The 15,151-nt window shown below is 61.1% G+C and carries 16 protein-coding genes; 5 read left to right on the forward strand and 11 right to left on the reverse strand.

The annotated features are described in order from the left end of the window. Positions 1 to 226 precede the first annotated feature (226 nt). From VQ044_RS20210 to VQ044_RS20220, 3 genes are all read left to right on the forward strand, one after another. On the forward strand, positions 227 to 937 hold the full coding sequence (locus VQ044_RS20210) for a hypothetical protein (protein WP_327649204.1): 711 nt from the start codon (positions 227 to 229) through the stop codon (positions 935 to 937). A 681-nt stretch (positions 938 to 1,618) separates the two neighbouring features. Beyond that, on the forward strand, positions 1,619 to 2,071 hold the full coding sequence (locus VQ044_RS20215) for a MaoC family dehydratase (protein ID WP_327649206.1): 453 nt from the start codon (positions 1,619 to 1,621) through the stop codon (positions 2,069 to 2,071). Continuing rightward, positions 2,068 to 2,538 carry a MaoC family dehydratase gene (locus VQ044_RS20220; RefSeq protein ID WP_327649208.1) on the forward strand — a complete coding sequence of 157 codons (471 nt, stop codon included), beginning with the start codon at positions 2,068 to 2,070 and terminating at the stop codon, positions 2,536 to 2,538. Before VQ044_RS20215 ends, VQ044_RS20220 begins: the two co-directional genes overlap by 4 nt. A gap of 855 nt (positions 2,539 to 3,393) precedes the next feature. On the opposite strand, the gene VQ044_RS20225 is transcribed toward VQ044_RS20220, so the two are convergent. Further along, positions 3,394 to 4,107 (reverse strand): hypothetical protein, encoded by a 714-nt coding sequence (locus tag VQ044_RS20225; RefSeq protein WP_327649210.1) that lies wholly within the window; start codon positions 4,105 to 4,107, stop codon positions 3,394 to 3,396. Positions 4,108 to 4,125: 18 nt separating this feature from the next. On the opposite strand from VQ044_RS20225, the gene VQ044_RS20230 reads away from it, so the two are divergent. Continuing rightward, entirely contained in the window at positions 4,126 to 5,574 is a 1,449-nt protein-coding gene (locus VQ044_RS20230) for a putative bifunctional diguanylate cyclase/phosphodiesterase (protein ID WP_327649211.1), read from the forward strand. Here VQ044_RS20230 and VQ044_RS20235 read toward each other — a convergent pair. The 10 genes from VQ044_RS20235 to VQ044_RS20280 all read right to left on the reverse strand — a co-directional run bounded on the left by VQ044_RS20235 (position 5,486) and on the right by VQ044_RS20280 (position 14,313). Further along, positions 5,486 to 6,016, reverse strand: coding sequence for an adenine phosphoribosyltransferase (locus tag VQ044_RS20235; RefSeq protein WP_327649213.1), 531 nt, complete (start codon positions 6,014 to 6,016; stop codon positions 5,486 to 5,488). The genes VQ044_RS20230 and VQ044_RS20235 overlap by 89 nt on opposite strands. Before the next feature lie 31 nt (positions 6,017 to 6,047). Next, entirely contained in the window at positions 6,048 to 6,365 is a 318-nt protein-coding gene (locus VQ044_RS20240; RefSeq protein WP_327623002.1) for an antibiotic biosynthesis monooxygenase family protein, read from the reverse strand. 119 nt (positions 6,366 to 6,484) lie between these two features. Further along, positions 6,485 to 7,501, reverse strand: coding sequence for a cytochrome c1 (locus tag VQ044_RS20245; RefSeq protein WP_327649224.1), 1,017 nt, complete (start codon positions 7,499 to 7,501; stop codon positions 6,485 to 6,487). Between the two features lie 27 nt (positions 7,502 to 7,528). Continuing rightward, positions 7,529 to 8,845, reverse strand: a complete 1,317-nt coding sequence (locus VQ044_RS20250) for a cytochrome b (protein WP_327623000.1) — start codon at positions 8,843 to 8,845, stop codon at positions 7,529 to 7,531. 19 nt (positions 8,846 to 8,864) lie between these two features. After that, a complete protein-coding gene (petA, locus tag VQ044_RS20255) occupies positions 8,865 to 9,446 on the reverse strand; it encodes a ubiquinol-cytochrome c reductase iron-sulfur subunit (RefSeq protein WP_327622999.1) in 582 nt (193 codons plus the stop codon). Between the two features lie 177 nt (positions 9,447 to 9,623). Further along, positions 9,624 to 9,830 carry a hypothetical protein gene (locus VQ044_RS20260; RefSeq protein ID WP_327649214.1) on the reverse strand — a complete coding sequence of 69 codons (207 nt, stop codon included), beginning with the start codon at positions 9,828 to 9,830 and terminating at the stop codon, positions 9,624 to 9,626. 3 nt (positions 9,831 to 9,833) lie between these two features. After that, the gene (locus tag VQ044_RS20265) at positions 9,834 to 10,223 is read right to left on the reverse strand and encodes a type II toxin-antitoxin system VapC family toxin (RefSeq protein WP_327649216.1); all 390 of its coding nucleotides are present in this window, start codon (positions 10,221 to 10,223) and stop codon (positions 9,834 to 9,836) included. Next, a complete protein-coding gene (locus tag VQ044_RS20270; protein WP_327649218.1) occupies positions 10,220 to 10,468 on the reverse strand; it encodes a type II toxin-antitoxin system VapB family antitoxin in 249 nt (82 codons plus the stop codon). Before VQ044_RS20270 ends, VQ044_RS20265 begins: the two co-directional genes overlap by 4 nt. Positions 10,469 to 10,558: 90 nt before the next feature. Beyond that, a complete protein-coding gene (locus VQ044_RS20275) occupies positions 10,559 to 12,436 on the reverse strand; it encodes an ABC transporter ATP-binding protein (protein WP_327649220.1) in 1,878 nt (625 codons plus the stop codon). Continuing rightward, on the reverse strand, positions 12,433 to 14,313 hold the full coding sequence (locus VQ044_RS20280; protein ID WP_327691386.1) for an ABC transporter ATP-binding protein: 1,881 nt from the start codon (positions 14,311 to 14,313) through the stop codon (positions 12,433 to 12,435). Before VQ044_RS20280 ends, VQ044_RS20275 begins: the two co-directional genes overlap by 4 nt. A gap of 178 nt (positions 14,314 to 14,491) precedes the next feature. Here VQ044_RS20280 and VQ044_RS20285 point away from each other — a divergent pair, with 178 nt between their 5' ends. Next, complete coding sequence (locus VQ044_RS20285; RefSeq protein WP_327649223.1) at positions 14,492 to 15,019, forward strand: tRNA (cytidine(34)-2'-O)-methyltransferase; 528 nt, start codon at positions 14,492 to 14,494, stop codon at positions 15,017 to 15,019. Positions 15,020 to 15,151: the final 132 nt, after the last annotated feature.

Below are 15,151 nucleotides of genomic sequence, written 5' to 3' on the forward strand. Positions count from 1 at the left end.
CAGGCCATCTCGATTCCCCATCGTCTCGACAACGTAGGGGAATCACAACCTGCTGATATCGCTCAACTCCTTTTCGCTCAGGCTCTGAGGCTGTAGCAGCGATGCTTCCCAGCCTCCTTTCGCGCCAACTCCCTCTTGACCCCATACATAAAGCCGGTGATTGTCTAATCTAGGGGCTTCGTTCTGGTCCTGCACGCACCCAATTTGGTGTGATGGAACTACCGTGATGAGGTATCTACGTTTTCTTTATTGCGTCGCAGTGGCTATTCCGTTTTTGTCTACGGTAGCCATTGCCGATCATTCGCGTGAAGAACTTGACTCGCTTTGCCAATCCGTAAAGCAAAGAGCGGATGAATCGTCTTGGTTGGCGATGGACGAAGAGAATCGAATCACGCCACTTCTAAACGGAAATAGTCATCCGTCCTCGTCCGTTAAGTATATATACTATATACACAGCCGAAGCGATGGAAGAAATATACCTACTGTTATTGGCGTTAAAATTTCTTACTCTTCAGATGAAGAAATCGATCCGCTTTATCAATATGTCGATTTATGGGATAATGTTCGTGAAGAAGGATTTGATGTAGAATTTCCTTTATATCAAGGCTTTCATCTCGGAAAAGCGAGGAGCGAGGAACTTCGTGTAAATTGGCATTTTACTGACCGATTTCTGAGTAGAAGCAGAATTAGAACTTTTGAACCATTGCGACGACGTCAGAAGATGGCATTCGGAGCCTCCGATGCGAAATTTATTAAACATCGCGCCTATCTTTTCACATATGGCGGCGTGCGAGCCGACGGCAGTTGCGTCCCGTTTCAGACATTTCTCACCGATGATTCGAAGAAGCTCAGCATCGAGGTAACCGATTTACGGGAGCTTGACGAGCGTCCCGGAGCCTATGATACAGAGAGACTTACGATAGGCATAAGATGGTAGCAAGCGCATCACTCCCTGGCGCCTTGGGAAGATCCCTAGACGACATATGCCGCGTGCACCCATATTACAGATTTAATTCTACAAATATAATTGAGCTACTGATTGTAGCCATAATACCTGCCTTCTCTTCTATAGTATTATTCAGGACAAATGATTCAAACTTAAATTCTGCGACCTTTAATATCGGTCCAATATTAATTCTCGTCGTTTTTCTTTGTATATTGTATGTTATTTCTGACTCGCAAATTCGTAGTCGAAAAGGCAATCATGTTATTCAGCTGATGCTATTGGCATCGTACATATTTGGATTTGCAATAGCTATACGGATGACGTATATTTCTTTATTTACGATATTCGGCGTAGAGGATTTTATACAGACGGCGGTAGATAGCATTTCAAGCTTTGGCCTTCCTACTCGCGGCAACGTATACGTTGCAGTGTCGGATTTTCCCTTTTTTGTGCTAAGCGTGACGTTTGTAATACTCAATGGTTTTAGTGATGATCGGCATCTTATGGTGATATTGGTGCGCAGGCCGTTTTTCTGGAGGAGTTTTATATTTTCCACATGCATAGCTGCATATGAATATTTAGTTATATTTTCTTCTGTAAGTATAAACTTTTTGATTACTTCTTAATTATTTTAATATTTCGAGAATAGGCGCGGCCGTGGTAGGATTTTTGATGCGCGCATTCGAGGATTTCACCGAAGGGCTGGAAATCGCCCTCGGTCCCTACGAGGTCACGAAGGAGGAGGTGATCGAATTCGCCCGCGAGTTCGATCCGCAGCCGTTCTACCTGGACGAAGAAGCGGCGAAGGCGAGCATGCTCGGCGGTCTGGCGGCGTCAGGCTGGCACACCTGCGCAATGATGATGCGGATGATGGCCGACGCCTATGTGCTCGATTCCACCTCGCAGGGGGGGCCGGGCGTCGATTTCGTCAAATGGCGGCGTCCCGTCCGCCCCGGCGACACCCTGTCCGGAACAGCCCGTGTACTCTCCACGCGCCTGTCGGCCAAACGTCCGACGATCGGCCTCGCCCGTATTTCCACCGAACTGCGCAATGGACGTGACGAAACCGTTCTGGAAAGCGAACACACGCTGTTTCTCCTGACCCGCGAGGCCGCGGCGGCATGAGTTACTGGGAGACGATCACCGTCGGCGAAACGATCGAACTCGGCTCGCACTGCTTCGACGCGGACGCCATCAAGCAGTTCGCAGCGAAGTACGACCCGCAAAGCTTTCATCTCGATGAGGAGGCCGCAAAGGCTTCGATGTTCGGCGGCCTCTGCGCCTCCGGCTGGCACACCGCCGCGGTGTGCATGCGGCTCAATGTCGATACCCGCGCCGCCCAAGCCCGCGAATGGATCGCCGCGGGCCATCCGGCACCGAAAATGGGCCCCTCCCCCGGCGTCACTAACCTTCGCTGGCTGAAACCGGTCTATGCCGGCGATACGGTGACCTTCCGTCAAACCGTAACGGCGAAGCGGAAATCCGCCAGCCGCACAGGCTGGGGCGTCCTCGAATTCACCACGCTTGGGGTAAATCAGCATGGCGAGCCGGTGTTTTCCTTCGACGGAGCGGCATTCAGCGGCACCGATTGATGTCTGCAAGTGAGCCCGGCAAGCCGCTCAAACGTTGCAGTTGCATCTCATTCGCTTCCTCGGCGACCGGGGCGGAACTTGTTGCGACCCCAGCATCCTGGCTGCCCGGCAACTGCCTTGGATTCGCTACGGCAGTTGCAAGATAAAACGAATATAATTCACGACTTCTTAGAGTCCGTTTCGAAACTCACTGCGGCGGGTTCAAAGGCCCCTCGGATGGTCGCTCCGCAATGACATGATACCCGATTTCCGCGGGTTTGGGCGTCCCGGGGGAACCATGGAGGCTGGTCTTGTCAGGGTTTCGAAACGGCCTCTTAGAGTCCGTTTCGAAACTCACTGCGGCGGGTTCAAAGGCCCCTCGGATGGTCGCTCCGCAATGACATGATACCCGATTTCCGCGGGTTTGGGCGTCCCGGGTGAACCATGGAGGCTGGTCTTGGCAGGGTTTCGAAACGGCCTCTTAGTGCGTCATCGGCTTTTATGCAACCCAGTACCTGGGGACCATGACGGTAATTCTCTATGCTTACGATCTTCACCGGACGGAATGGTTCGAAATCGACAGACACAGATTCGGTCGTACTGCGCCGCTTTCGCGGCGTTCAGATCAATAACATTCTAAAATTCACACCGATCATGATGCTCGGCAACGTGGTCAGTGCGGCCATCACATTTCCCGTGGCGTTCAATGCCGGCCTGGCGTGGATATTTCTGGTTTGGTGCGTACCGCTTCTCTATTTTGTAGCGACGGCTATCCGGTCGTCAGATCGCATTCGTGAGCGGGGCGGTCTGGAAACCGCTTCGCAGCGCGCGTTGAATCGCGCCAGGGTATCGGCGTTGCTGCTAGGGTCTTGGTGGTCACTGACCGCCATCCTCATCTATCCCGCGGCGAGCAGCGATGGGAAGGCGATCGTCGCCACGATCATGGTGGGTTTGATCTCCGGTGGCGCCTTCTCGCTGTGCGCGCTCCGACCGGCGATGATGAATTACATGGTTCCGATTATCGCGGGTGGAGCCTTCGCCCTGTTTCTGTCTGGAAGGCCGCACGATTATCTGTTCGCTGTCTTGCTCTGTGCTTTCTCTTTTATCGTCGTTCAAAGCGGAATCGGTCGCGGGCGGTTGATCAAGGAGAATTTCGATGATCGGCAGAAGCTCGCCGAACAGTCGGCCATCATCGAACTCTTGCTGCGCGAGTTCGAGGAAGGGACCAGCGACTGGCTGTGGGAAATCGACTCGTTCGGCAATTTGGGCCGCGGAACCGAGCGCTTTTTGCAGTTCTGCGGTCGGAGCACCGACGACATTCGGCCCGACGGTGACATGCAATTGGAATCCGTTCTCGCATCCGCTGGCCGGGCCACTGATGGTCTCGCCGCGATTTTGGGCCATCTGACCGCCCGGACGCCATTTCGCGATCAGATCGTCGAAGTCGCCGAGCAGCCAAACTCGCGATGGATTTCGATTTCGGGCAAACCGATCTTCGACTTCAGCGGCGACTTTACCGGCTTTCGCGGCGTTGCTTCTGATATCACCGCCGTCCGCGAAGCCGAAACCCGCATCGTCTACCTCGCCCATCACGACAGCCTAACGGGATTGGCCAATCGCGCGCATTTCGCGGAAGAAATCGAAGCAATTTTTCAGGTGAGCGGCAGCGCCGACCCTGTCTGCAGCGTGTTCTACCTGGATCTCGACAATTTCAAATCCGTCAATGATACGCGGGGACACACGATGGGCGACCGGCTGTTGAAGGCAGTCGGCGTCAGGTTGAAGGCCGTGGTTGGCCCCAACGATACGGTTTCGCGTATCGGCGGCGACGAATACGCTATTATAGCCCGGAGCGCCCAGGATGAACACGCTGCGGCCCAGTTGGCGACGGCAATCCTGGAGAGCTTTGCCAAGCCGTTCGATCTCGGATGCGAAACGGCGAGCGTCGGATCGTCTGTCGGCATCGCCTTTCTGGGCAAGGATGGCACCACCACCGAACATCTCCTCAAGAGCGCCGATCTCGCCCTTTATCACGCCAAGGAAGAAGGCAAGCGGACCTACCGATTCTTTACCCTCGCGATGGCGCGCCAGCGCCTCGAACGTCACCGACTGGAACAGGACCTTCGCGACGCGATCGGTAATGGGGAACTGTACATTGAGTACCAACCGATCGTCGACAATGGCACGCGCAGGACAGCCGGCTTCGAGGCGCTGCTGCGATGGGAACACCCCGAACGCGGGCGCATAGCCCCCGACCAGTTCATCCCGCTGGCGGAGGAAATCGGCGCGATCACGGAGATCGGCGCCTGGGTCATCCACCAGGCATGCAGGACCGCGGCGTCCTGGCCCGACGATTTGTCAGTGGCGATCAATGTCTCGGCCCACCAGTTCAAGCATGGCGGCATCATCTCGGTGGTGCAGGAGGCTCTGGACCTAACCGGCCTGCGGCCTTCCCGTGTGGTATTGGAAATCACCGAAAGCGTTCTGATCGACGATCCGCAACAGGTCGTCGAGATCCTGCACGAACTGCGAAACGTCGGCGTCAAAATCGCCCTCGACGATTTCGGCACGGGCTATTCCAGCCTGTCCTATCTTCGCCGCTTCCCGTTCGACAAGCTGAAGATCGACCGATCCTTCGTCAGCGCCATCAAGGACGACGAGGTGGCCCACGGTATTCTCGAGACGATCATGATCCTCGGCCGCGTCCTCAACCTGTCTGTGATCGCCGAGGGTGTCGAGGACGACGCTCAACTCGACATCCTCAGCCGACTGAACTGCCACCAGTTGCAGGGCTATTATTTCAGCCGGCCGATGGCGGAGGCCGATGTGGGCGGATATCTCCTCAACGAGTTCCGGCGCTCGACCGTCGACGACCGCGCCGCCTTCTCTCTTTCGCCGATATCTCTTATCGGTTGCCGGCAACTAACGCCGCCGGTTCCGTCCACCGGCGGAGACCCCCGACCCCGCATCAGTGGCCGGAAAATTCCACCAGGGTCCGAACTTCCACGCCCAGCGCCTCGAGCTTCTTGCGCCCGCCAAGATCCGGCAAATCGATGACGAAACACGCCGCGACGATCTCGGCGCCGAGTTCGCGCAAGAGCTTGACGGCGCCCTCGGCGGTGCCGCCAGTCGCGATCAGATCGTCAGTCAACAGTACGCGCTGGCCAGGGCTGACGGCGTCGCGATGCATCTCCATCTCATCGACCCCGTATTCCAGGCTGTAGGCGACCCGGATGGTCGTGTGCGGAAGCTTGCCCTTCTTGCGGATCGGCACGAAGCCGGCCGATAGCTGGTGGGCCAACGCCCCACCGAGGATGAAGCCGCGCGCCTCGATTCCGGCCACATGGTCGACGCCCTCGTTCTTGTAGGGGGCGACCAACGTGTCCACGGCGGCGCGAAATGTCGCCGGATCGGCCAGCAGCGTGGTGATGTCGCGAAACAGGATGCCGGGTTTGGGATAGTCCGCGATGGTACGGATGGCGGCGGCGAAGTCGTTCATGCGGTGACAGGCCTTTCGGAAGGGGCGAAAATCAAGCGGCTCCGATCGTCTGGATGACCTCGAAACCCTCGAATTCGGGATGCCCGGCATAGAGCGGTCGGGTGCCACCGGCGCTGCCATGGGCGGCGCGGAACGCCTCTGATTTGGTCCAGGCCTGGAAGGCGGCGAGGTTCTGCCAGATCGTATGGGAGGAATAGAGCGTGTAGCCATCACGCTCCGGTCCCCGCAGCATATGGAATTCGACGAAACCGGGGACGTCGCGCAGTTTCGAATCACGGTTCAGCCACAGCGTCTCGAACTCGGCTTCCGCACCTGGCAGCACCTTGAAGCGGTTCATCGCGATGTACATCGTGGCTCACTCCCATTGGTCGCCGCCTACCCTACGTCCGGCGACATGGTACGTTTCGAGCAAGAAAAAAGGGAGCCGGTGAGCCCCCTCTTTCCGTCATGCGTATAAGAAATACCGGCTCAGTGCGGCGTGCCCGCCCAGACCCGGCGCTTGATCAGGAACATCAGCGCAGCGAAGACGACGAGGAACAGCATCACCACGAGCCCGGTCGCCTTGCGCTCGGCGAGATGCGGCTCGGCCGCCCACATCAGGAAAGCCGAGACGTCCCGAGAATACTGGTCGATGGTCTGCGGCGCGCCGTCGGCATAATCCACCTGATCGTCGAAGATCGGCTGCGCCATAGCCAGAGCCGGTCCGGCCAGGTAATATGGGTTGTAATAGGTTCCCGGCTGCAACTCGATTTCAGCCGACGGCTCCTCGCCATAACCGGTGAGCAGGGCATGGATATAGTCCGGCCCGGACTCGGCATATTGGGTGAAGATGTCGAAGACGAAGGTCGGGAAGCCGCGTTCGGCGGCCCGCGCCTTGGCGATCAGCGAGAAGTCCGGTGGCGCGGCGCCATTGTTGGCGGCGGCGGCGGCCTCGGGATTGGGGAACGGCGCCGGGAAGCGATCGGCCGGAATGCCCGGACGCTCGAACATCTCACCATCGGCATTCGGTCCGTCGGTGACCTGATACTCGGCGGCGAAGGCCTTCACCTGCTCCTCGTTGTAGCCGAGCCCCTCGAGATTGCGCATCGAGACGAGGTTCATCGAATGGCAGGCCGCGCAGACCTCCTTGTAGACCTTCAGGCCGCGCTGAAGCTGCCCGATGTCCCATTTGCCGAACGGGCCGGCGAAGCTCCATGACAACTCCTCCGGCTTCTTGATCGGATAATGCGGCGTTTCCGACGCGGCATGCTCCTCCTCCGGCGCGTCCTCAGAGGCGGCAACCTCGGACCCGACCGACTGTTCGCCTTCGGCAACCGGGGCCGGCTCTGCCTCGGTGGGTTCCGCTGCAGGCTGATCGCCCTCTACGGCCGTGGCCGGCGCGGCCTCGACATTTTCAGCGGGTGTGGCCGCGTCCTGCGCCATCGCGACCGACATCGGCGCAAAGACGACGCCTGCGGCGAGAACGGCTGACAATAGTCTGTTCATTGGCATGTCTTTCTCCGAAGCCTCCGCTCAGCCTCTGGTTTCCGGCGCCGAGGCCGTCGGTGCGGGGGCAGCGCCGCCGCCGGTGCCTGTGCCGATACCGCGATCGGGTCCTAGCACCGCCTCCGAAATCGAGTTGGGCAGCTTCTTGGGCGTCTCGATGAGGCCGAGGACCGGCAACACCACCAGAAAGTGACCGAAATAGTAGATCGTGCCGAACAGGGCGAGGATCGGGTAGATGCCTTCCGCCGGCTTGGCGCCGAGCCAGCCCAGGAAGATGCAGTCGGCGACGAGGATCCAGAAGAAGATCTTGTAGAGCGGCCGGAACGCCGTCGACTTCACCCGCGAGGTGTCGAGCCAGGGCACGAAGAACAGCACCAGGATCGAGCCGAACATCACCAGGACGCCGCCGAGCTTGGAATCGATCGGGCCGATGTTGAAGGTGATGGCACGCAGCATGGCGTAGAATGGCAGGAAGTACCATTCCGGCACGATGTGCGCCGGCGTCTTCAACGGGTTCGCCTCGATGTAGTTGTCGGGGTGACCGAGGAAGTTCGGCATGTAGAAGACGAAATACGCGAAGATCGCCAGGAAGACGATCATGGCGAAGCCGTCCTTGATCGTCGCGTGCGGCGTGAACGGCACGGTATCCTTCGACGACTTGACCTCGACGCCGGTCGGGTTGGTCTGACCGGTTACGTGCAGCGCCCAGACGTGCAGGATCACCACGCCGGCAATCATGAACGGCAAGAGATAGTGCAACGAGAAGAAGCGGTTCAGCGTGGCGTTGTCGACGGCGAAACCACCGAGCAAAAGCTGCTGGATCGGCTCGCCGATCAGCGGAAATGCGGTGAAGAAGCTGGTGATGACGGTGGCGCCCCAGAACGACATCTGTCCCCAGGGCAGCACGTAGCCCATGAACGCCGTCGCCATCATCAACAGGAAGATGATCACGCCGAGAATCCACAGGACCTCGCGCGGCTGCTTGTAGGAGCCGTAATACAGCCCCCGGAAGATATGGATGTAGACGGCGATGAAGAAGAACGACGCGCCGGTGGCGTGCATGTAGCGCAGCAGCCAGCCCCAGTTGACGTCGCGCATGATCTTCTCGACCGATTCGAAAGCGATCGGCGAGGACGCGGCATAATGCATGGCAAGCACGACGCCGGTCAGGATCTGCAGCACCAGGAAGATCGAAAGAATGCCGCCGAAGGTGTAGGCGTAATTCAGATTGCGCGGCACCGGATAGGCGACGAAGGAATCATACATGAGACGCGGCAGCGGTAGCCGCGCGTCCAGCCAACGCATGAAGCCGCTCGTCGGCACATAGGAAGAATGACCACTCATAGTTCGAACTTTCTCCCTGTCAGCCGATGCGCACGGTCGTGTCGGACGTGAATTCGAAGGGCGGGATCGCCAGGTTTTCCGGCGCCGGTCCCTTCCGGATGCGCCCGGCGGTGTCATAATGCGAGCCGTGGCACGGGCAGAACCAGCCGTCATAGTCGCCGGACTGGCCAATTGGGATACACCCGAGATGGGTGCAGACGCCGACCATCACGAGCCAGGCTTCCTTGCCGTCGGCCGCACGATTGACATCGGTCGCTTCGGCGTCGCCGGCGATGTTGGCGTTGCGCGCCAAGGGGTCCTTCAGGTCGGCAAGCGGGACCGCCTTGCCCTCCTCGATCTCCACCGGGGTGCGCTGGCGGATAAAAATCGGCTTGCCACGCCATTTGGCGGTGATCGACTGGCCTTCGGCCACCTGACTGACGTCGACCTCGATCTCCGAGAGCGCCAGCGTCGCCGCGTCCGGGTTCATCTGGTCGATGAACGGCCACAGGAAGGCGGCGGCCCCGACCGCGCCGGCGGCGCCGGTGGCAATATAGAGAAAGTCCCGGCGATTCGGATCGGACTGTTCCCGGTTCGGGTCGGCGTGTTCGTTGACGCTCACGGCGGCTGCCACTCCTTGACTGGTCTCGCGCGGATCGCACCGCTTCTTGCGGATTTAACCCCGCGCGGCAAGGGGAGACGCGACGCATTTTCGCCGCACTCCCAGAAAGATCGCGATTTCGCGCGGGTTTTAGGCGGGAAGCCGGGCGCTTGTCCAGACGAAAGGGCGGCGTGAGGGCTACGTGTCGCCTGGGTGAGTCGGAAACGATTGTCCCGCACTGGCGAGCAACCCACCCAGTCGGGTGCCCCGCTGCCGTTCAGGGAGCGTAGTCCGAATAATGGCCCAGAGGCTGGCGTAAAGCCCGTCTCTCGCGACCAACTCCGCGTGGCTGCCCTCCTCGACGATCCAGCTCTCGTCGAGCGCGCGATCAACTGAAGACAGCATCAGTTATCCGGCCGGCTCGATATCGGTGAGCGCGAAATCGTTGCCCTTGAATAGCAAAGGCTCGTTGGTCGCCTTGGCCAGCGCGTAGGAAAAGCAGTCGCCGAAATTGAGCCCGGCCTTGTGGCGACCCTTGCCGAAATCCAGAAATGCCTGGCGGGCGAGCGCGCCTTGTTCGAGCGAAACCGGTTCAATGACCACGCCGGCGCGACGGATGAGGACATCGATCTGCCGCGCCGCATCCGGTCCGGCCTGGCTCTCGACCACCATCGAGAGCTCCAGAAGACTGGCTACGCTCATATGGCATCGGTCGGCCTCCTGGATCAGTTGGGCGAACCGTTCCTGTTCCGGTTCGCCGTAGAGAATGGCGATGAGAGCCGAGGTGTCGAGGATCACTTCGGCAGCCCGTTCTCGTCGTACAGCACCTGGCCATGAGGGGCATAAGGCTTCTGGACCTTCGCGGAGACGCGCTCGGCGATCGCCAGGATCTCCGCGACGTCGGCCCGCCCACGGCGTTCGTCCAAGCGGGCGTGACGCTCGCGCAGTGCCTCGGTCACCACCTTTGTCATGCTCTGCCCCGTCGCTCGCGCGATGGCCTGAGCGAGGCGATGGGCTTCCGGATCTTTGATATTGAGGCTCACCGACATCTGCTTTCTATAAAATTCTCTATCTTTCTACCATCTAAGCGACACCGTCGCTTCGGGCAATGGCAGTCGCCATAAGAATACCCCCTACTCAGCCGCTTCCTCTTCCCGCTGCCCGTACAGGAACCCGCCCGACTGTCTGGCCCAGAGGCTGGCATAGAGCCCGTCCCGCGCGACCAGCTCCGCGTGGCGGCCCTCCTCGACGATCCGGCCTTCGTCGAGCACGATCAGCCGGTCCATCGCCGCGATGGTGGACAGGCGGTGGGCGATGGCGATGACGGTCTTGCCCTCCATCATCTTCGCCAAATTCTCCTGGATGGCCGCCTCGACCTCCGAATCCAGCGCCGAGGTCGCTTCGTCGAGCACCAGGATCGGCGCATCCTTCAACAGCACACGGGCAATCGCGATGCGCTGGCGCTGGCCGCCGGACAGCTTGATGCCGCGCTCGCCGACATGGGCGTCGTAGCCGGTGCGGCCCTTGGGATCGCGCAGGGTCGGGATGAAATCCTCGGCATTGGCCCGCTCGGCCGCCGATAAGATGTCGCCCTCGTCGGCGCCGGGCCGGCCATAGGCTATGTTGTCGCGGATCGAGCGGTGCAGCAACGACGTATCCTGGGTGACGACGCCAATGGCGCCGCGCAGCGAGGCCTGCGTCACGCCGGAAATATCCTGGCCGTCGATCAGGATGCGTCCACCCTCAAGGTCGTAGAGGCGCAAGAGCAGATTGATTAGCGTCGTCTTGCCGGCGCCGGAGCGGCCGACCAGCCCGATCTTCTCGCCCGGCCGGATCGCCAGCGACAGATCCTCGACCACGCCGCCACCCTTGCCATAGTGGAAGCGGACATTCTCGTAACGGATTTCGCCGCGTGACGCCTCCAGCGGCTCGGCATCCGGCCCGTCGATCAGCGTCGGCAATTGGCCGATGGTCGCCACAGCGTCCTGGATGGTGCCGTAATTGCGCACCAGCCCGTTGATGTTGAACATCATCCAGCCGGACATCTGGTTGAGCCTGAGCACCAGGCCGAGGGCGGTAGCGACGCCGCCAGTGGTGATGCCACCGGCCTGCCAACCGAGGATCGCCACCGTGCCGACGCCGGTCATCATGACACCGTTGAGCACGGCGACGGCGGTGCGCACCTCGGTCAGTGCCCGCGTCATCCGGCGGGTCGCGTCGACCAGATGGGAGAAACCCGCCTTGACGAAGGAATCCTCGCTGCGCGCCGAATCGAACAGCTTGACCGACAGGATGTTGGTGAAACTGTCGACGACCCGGCCCGATACGATCGAGCGCGCGTCGGCGGACGCCCGGCCGTATTTGCGGATCTTCGGCAGAAGATTGCGGACAATCCAGACATAGCCGAGCGCCCAGATGGCGAGCACCACCGCCATGCGCCAGTCGATGGCGCCGAGGATCGTCACCGTCAGCACGATGAAGGTGACGAATGACCAGAAGGTCTGCAGGATCGTGGTGACAAAGTCGCCGGTCGCCGCCCCGACCTGCTGCACCTTCTGGGCGAGCCGGCCGGCGAAATCGTTCTGAAAGAAGGTGTAGGGCTGCTCCATCAGCCGGCGATAACTCTGCCAGCGAATGCGATTGTAAAAGCTTGGCGAGATCACCTGTTCCTCGAGGATCGAGGACACCAGCAGGACGGCCGCCCGCCCCACCAGCGTCAGCAAGGCGAGCCCGACGATCAGCCAAAAATGCTCGGCGAACAGCGTGGCCGGCGACGACCGCTCCAGCGCATCGATCAGCCAGCCGACACCGGTATACATGACCGCCTCGATGCCGCCAGTCAGTCCGCCGGTCGCCAGAAGACCCAGTAGCGGCCATTTCGCCTGCTTTGCGAAATGCCAGATGAAGCGGTTGGTCTCGTCCGGCAGCGGCGCCAGATGGCCGGTGCCATCGCCTTCATCGTCGAACGGGTCGAGTAGCGTCTCGAAGCGCTGGAGAAACCGCTCCATCATTCCGCAGCCCTCAGATCAGATAACTTGTCCGTTCCGTCCTCGGGCTTGTCACAATACAGGAAGCCGCCGGCCTGCCGCGCCCAAAGCTGGGCATACAGCCCGTCCCGGTCGACGAGCTCGGCATGCATGCCCTCTTCGACAATGCGGCCGCGATCGAGCACCACCAGCCGGTCGAGCGCGGCGATGGTCGACAGCCGGTGGGCGACGGCGATCACCGTCTTGCCCGCCATCAGCCGATAGAGATTGGCGGCGATCGCCGCCTCCACTTCCGAATCGAGCGCCGAGGTGGCCTCGTCGAGAAGGAGGATCGGCGCGTCCTTCAGCATGACGCGGGCGATCGCGATGCGCTGGCGCTGCCCGCCCGAGAGCTTGACGCCGCGCTCGCCGACCTCGGCGTCGAGGCCGTGCCGTCCCTCGGCGTCGTGCAACTCCTCGATAAAGCCGGCGACCTCCGCCCGTTCGACGGCCCGTGTCAGCTCGGCCTCGCTCGCGTCCGGGCGGCCATAGCGGATGTTGTCGCGGATCGAGCGGTGCAGCAGCGATGTATCCTGCGTCACCATGCCGATCTGTTCCCTCAGTGAGGCCTGCGTCACGTCCGAAATGTCCTGCCCGTCGATCAATATCCGTCCCGCCTCGACGTCGTGGAAGCGCAGGAGAAGGTTGAGGATCGTCGACTTGCCGGCACCCGAGCGCCCGACCAGGCCGATCTTCTCGCCCGGCCGGACACGAAGGTCGAAATTGTGCAACACCCCGCCGCCCTTGCCGTAGTTGAAGGACACCTGGTCGAAGACGATCTCGCCCTTCGGGACGGCAAGCGCGGGCGCTTGCGGCCGATCCAGGATCGATTGCGGCCGGGAGAACGTCGCCATGCCGTCGCGGATGGTGCCGATGTTCTCGAACAGCGCGGCGACCTCCCACATGATCCATTGCGACATGCCGTTGATCCGCAGCACCAGGCCGATCGTGGCGGCGATCGCCCCGACCGTAACGAGTTCAAAGAGCCATAACCGGATCGCCAGCGCGCCGACGGCGGCCAGCAGCAGCGAGTTCAGGAGATAGAGCGTAAACTGGAACAGGTTCACAAGCCGCATCTGGCCGTGCACCGTGGTCAAAAACCCGTACATCGAGGCGCGGGTGAAATCGGCCTCGCGCCGGGTGTGAGCGAACAGCTTGACCGTGGCGATGTTGCTGTAGGCATCGACGACGCGGCCGGTCATTTCGGCGCGGGCGCCTGCCTGCCGCTCGGCGATTACGCCTAGGCGCGGGACGAAATACCACAGCATCAGCGCGTAGAGGGCGAGCCAGCCGAGAAAGGGCAGTGCCAGCCGCCAGTCAGCCGCAGCCACGAGCACGACGACGCCGGTGAAATACACCGCGACATACAAAAGGACGTCGAGCGCCTTCATCACCGTCTCGCGTACCGCCAGCGCGGTCTGCATCAGCTTGGTCAATATCCGCCCGGCGAATTCGTCGCTGAAGAAGCTCATCGAATGGCCGAGCAGCCAGCGATGCACCATCCAGCGAAACCGCATCGGGAAATTGCCGGCCAGCGCCTGGAAGGTCACGAGGCCGGACAGGAAGACCAGCCCCGGCAGTACCGCCAGCACGACGAAGCCCATCAGCGCCAGCGCCCAGCCGCGTTCGGCCAGAAATGTCTCGCGCGAAACGCCGGAGAACCAGTCGACGATCTGGCCGAGAAAGCCGAACAGCGACACCTCGACGATCGAGATCATCGCGGTCAGCACCGCCATCGCCAAAAGCAAAGGCCAAGCGGGCTTGGCGTAGAACCAGACGAAGCGGGCCAGCCCGCCGCCCGGCGGGGTCTCAAGCTCCTGGTCGGGAAACGGCTCGACCATCCGCTCGAACAACGAAAACATCAAAACTTCCCATCGGATCGGACGCCGGTTCAACGAATCAGGCAGGCCCGGGCTTTTTGGACGACAACCGGCTGTGGCGACGCGGTCCCTTCGATATAGGACAAACCGAGGCCGATTCACGGTCTCGGCGACGCCGGGCGCGGCACGCCGCCCCTCACGACGACATGCAAGGCCACCGATGACGCAGGATCGCGACAACCACGAGCCGGACAGGACGGCCGCCCCGACGGGGGCCGGGCCGATCTCGCTGGCCCTTTATCAGCCGGACATCGCCGGCAACACCGGCACGATCCTACGGCTCGGCGCCTGTCTTTGCCTTACCGTCGACATCATCGAGCCGGCAGGCTTCGTCCTTTCCGATCGCGCCCTGAAGCGCGCCGGCATGGATTATCTCGCCATGTCCCGCCTCGTCCGCCATGTCGATTTTGCCGCCTTCGAGGCGGCGCGCCGGGCGGCCGGGCGGCGGCTCGTCCTGTTCACCACCAAGGCGTCGACCCGCTACACTGACTTCGCCTTTCGGGCCGGCGACATCCTGTTGTTCGGCCGCGAGAGCGCCGGCGTGCCGGACGGCGTCCACGCGCTCGCCGACGCGGCCGTCACGATCCCGATGGATGGCGGCGGCCGCTCGCTCAACCTTGCCGTCGCCGCCGGCATGGCGGCGGGAGAGGCGTTGCGGCAGGTCAAGTGGGGCGGTTCGGCGCGGTGATCGCGCCGGTTTCGGGAACGCCATCGCCGAGAACGCCGGCTTAGCATTACAGTTGCGCCTTTCGACGAGTTCTGAATCCATGGGCGACCATGATTCGGAGGTCATGGATGATGGGCGCATCGATCGAGACGA

Origin of the sequence: Aurantimonas sp. C2-5-R2 (genome assembly GCF_036549495.1) — a bacterium.
Lineage (GTDB): Bacteria > Pseudomonadota > Alphaproteobacteria > Rhizobiales > Rhizobiaceae > Aurantimonas > Aurantimonas coralicida_A.

Bases quoted from the DNA above. Each gene is read 5' to 3' on its own strand.
- VQ044_RS20210 (WP_327649204.1), top strand. From the start codon at position 227: ATGAGGTATCTACGTTTTCTTTATTGCGTCGCAGTGGCTATTCCGTTT.
- VQ044_RS20215 (WP_327649206.1), top strand. From the start codon at position 1,619: ATGCGCGCATTCGAGGATTTCACCGAAGGGCTGGAAATCGCCCTCGGT.
- VQ044_RS20220 (WP_327649208.1), top strand. From the start codon at position 2,068: ATGAGTTACTGGGAGACGATCACCGTCGGCGAAACGATCGAACTCGGC.
- VQ044_RS20225 (WP_327649210.1), bottom strand. From the start codon at position 4,107: ATGGGCGAGGTAGACGATGCGGGTTTCGGCTTCGCGGACGGCGGTGAT.
- VQ044_RS20235 (WP_327649213.1), bottom strand. From the start codon at position 6,016: ATGAACGACTTCGCCGCCGCCATCCGTACCATCGCGGACTATCCCAAA.
- VQ044_RS20240 (WP_327623002.1), bottom strand. From the start codon at position 6,365: ATGTACATCGCGATGAACCGCTTCAAGGTGCTGCCAGGTGCGGAAGCC.
- VQ044_RS20245 (WP_327649224.1), bottom strand. From the start codon at position 7,501: ATGAACAGACTATTGTCAGCCGTTCTCGCCGCAGGCGTCGTCTTTGCG.
- VQ044_RS20250 (WP_327623000.1), bottom strand. From the start codon at position 8,845: ATGAGTGGTCATTCTTCCTATGTGCCGACGAGCGGCTTCATGCGTTGG.
- VQ044_RS20260 (WP_327649214.1), bottom strand. From the start codon at position 9,830: ATGCTGTCTTCAGTTGATCGCGCGCTCGACGAGAGCTGGATCGTCGAG.
- VQ044_RS20275 (WP_327649220.1), bottom strand. From the start codon at position 12,436: ATGATGGAGCGGTTTCTCCAGCGCTTCGAGACGCTACTCGACCCGTTC.
- VQ044_RS20280 (WP_327691386.1), bottom strand. From the start codon at position 14,313: ATGTTTTCGTTGTTCGAGCGGATGGTCGAGCCGTTTCCCGACCAGGAG.
- VQ044_RS20285 (WP_327649223.1), top strand. From the start codon at position 14,492: ATGACGCAGGATCGCGACAACCACGAGCCGGACAGGACGGCCGCCCCG.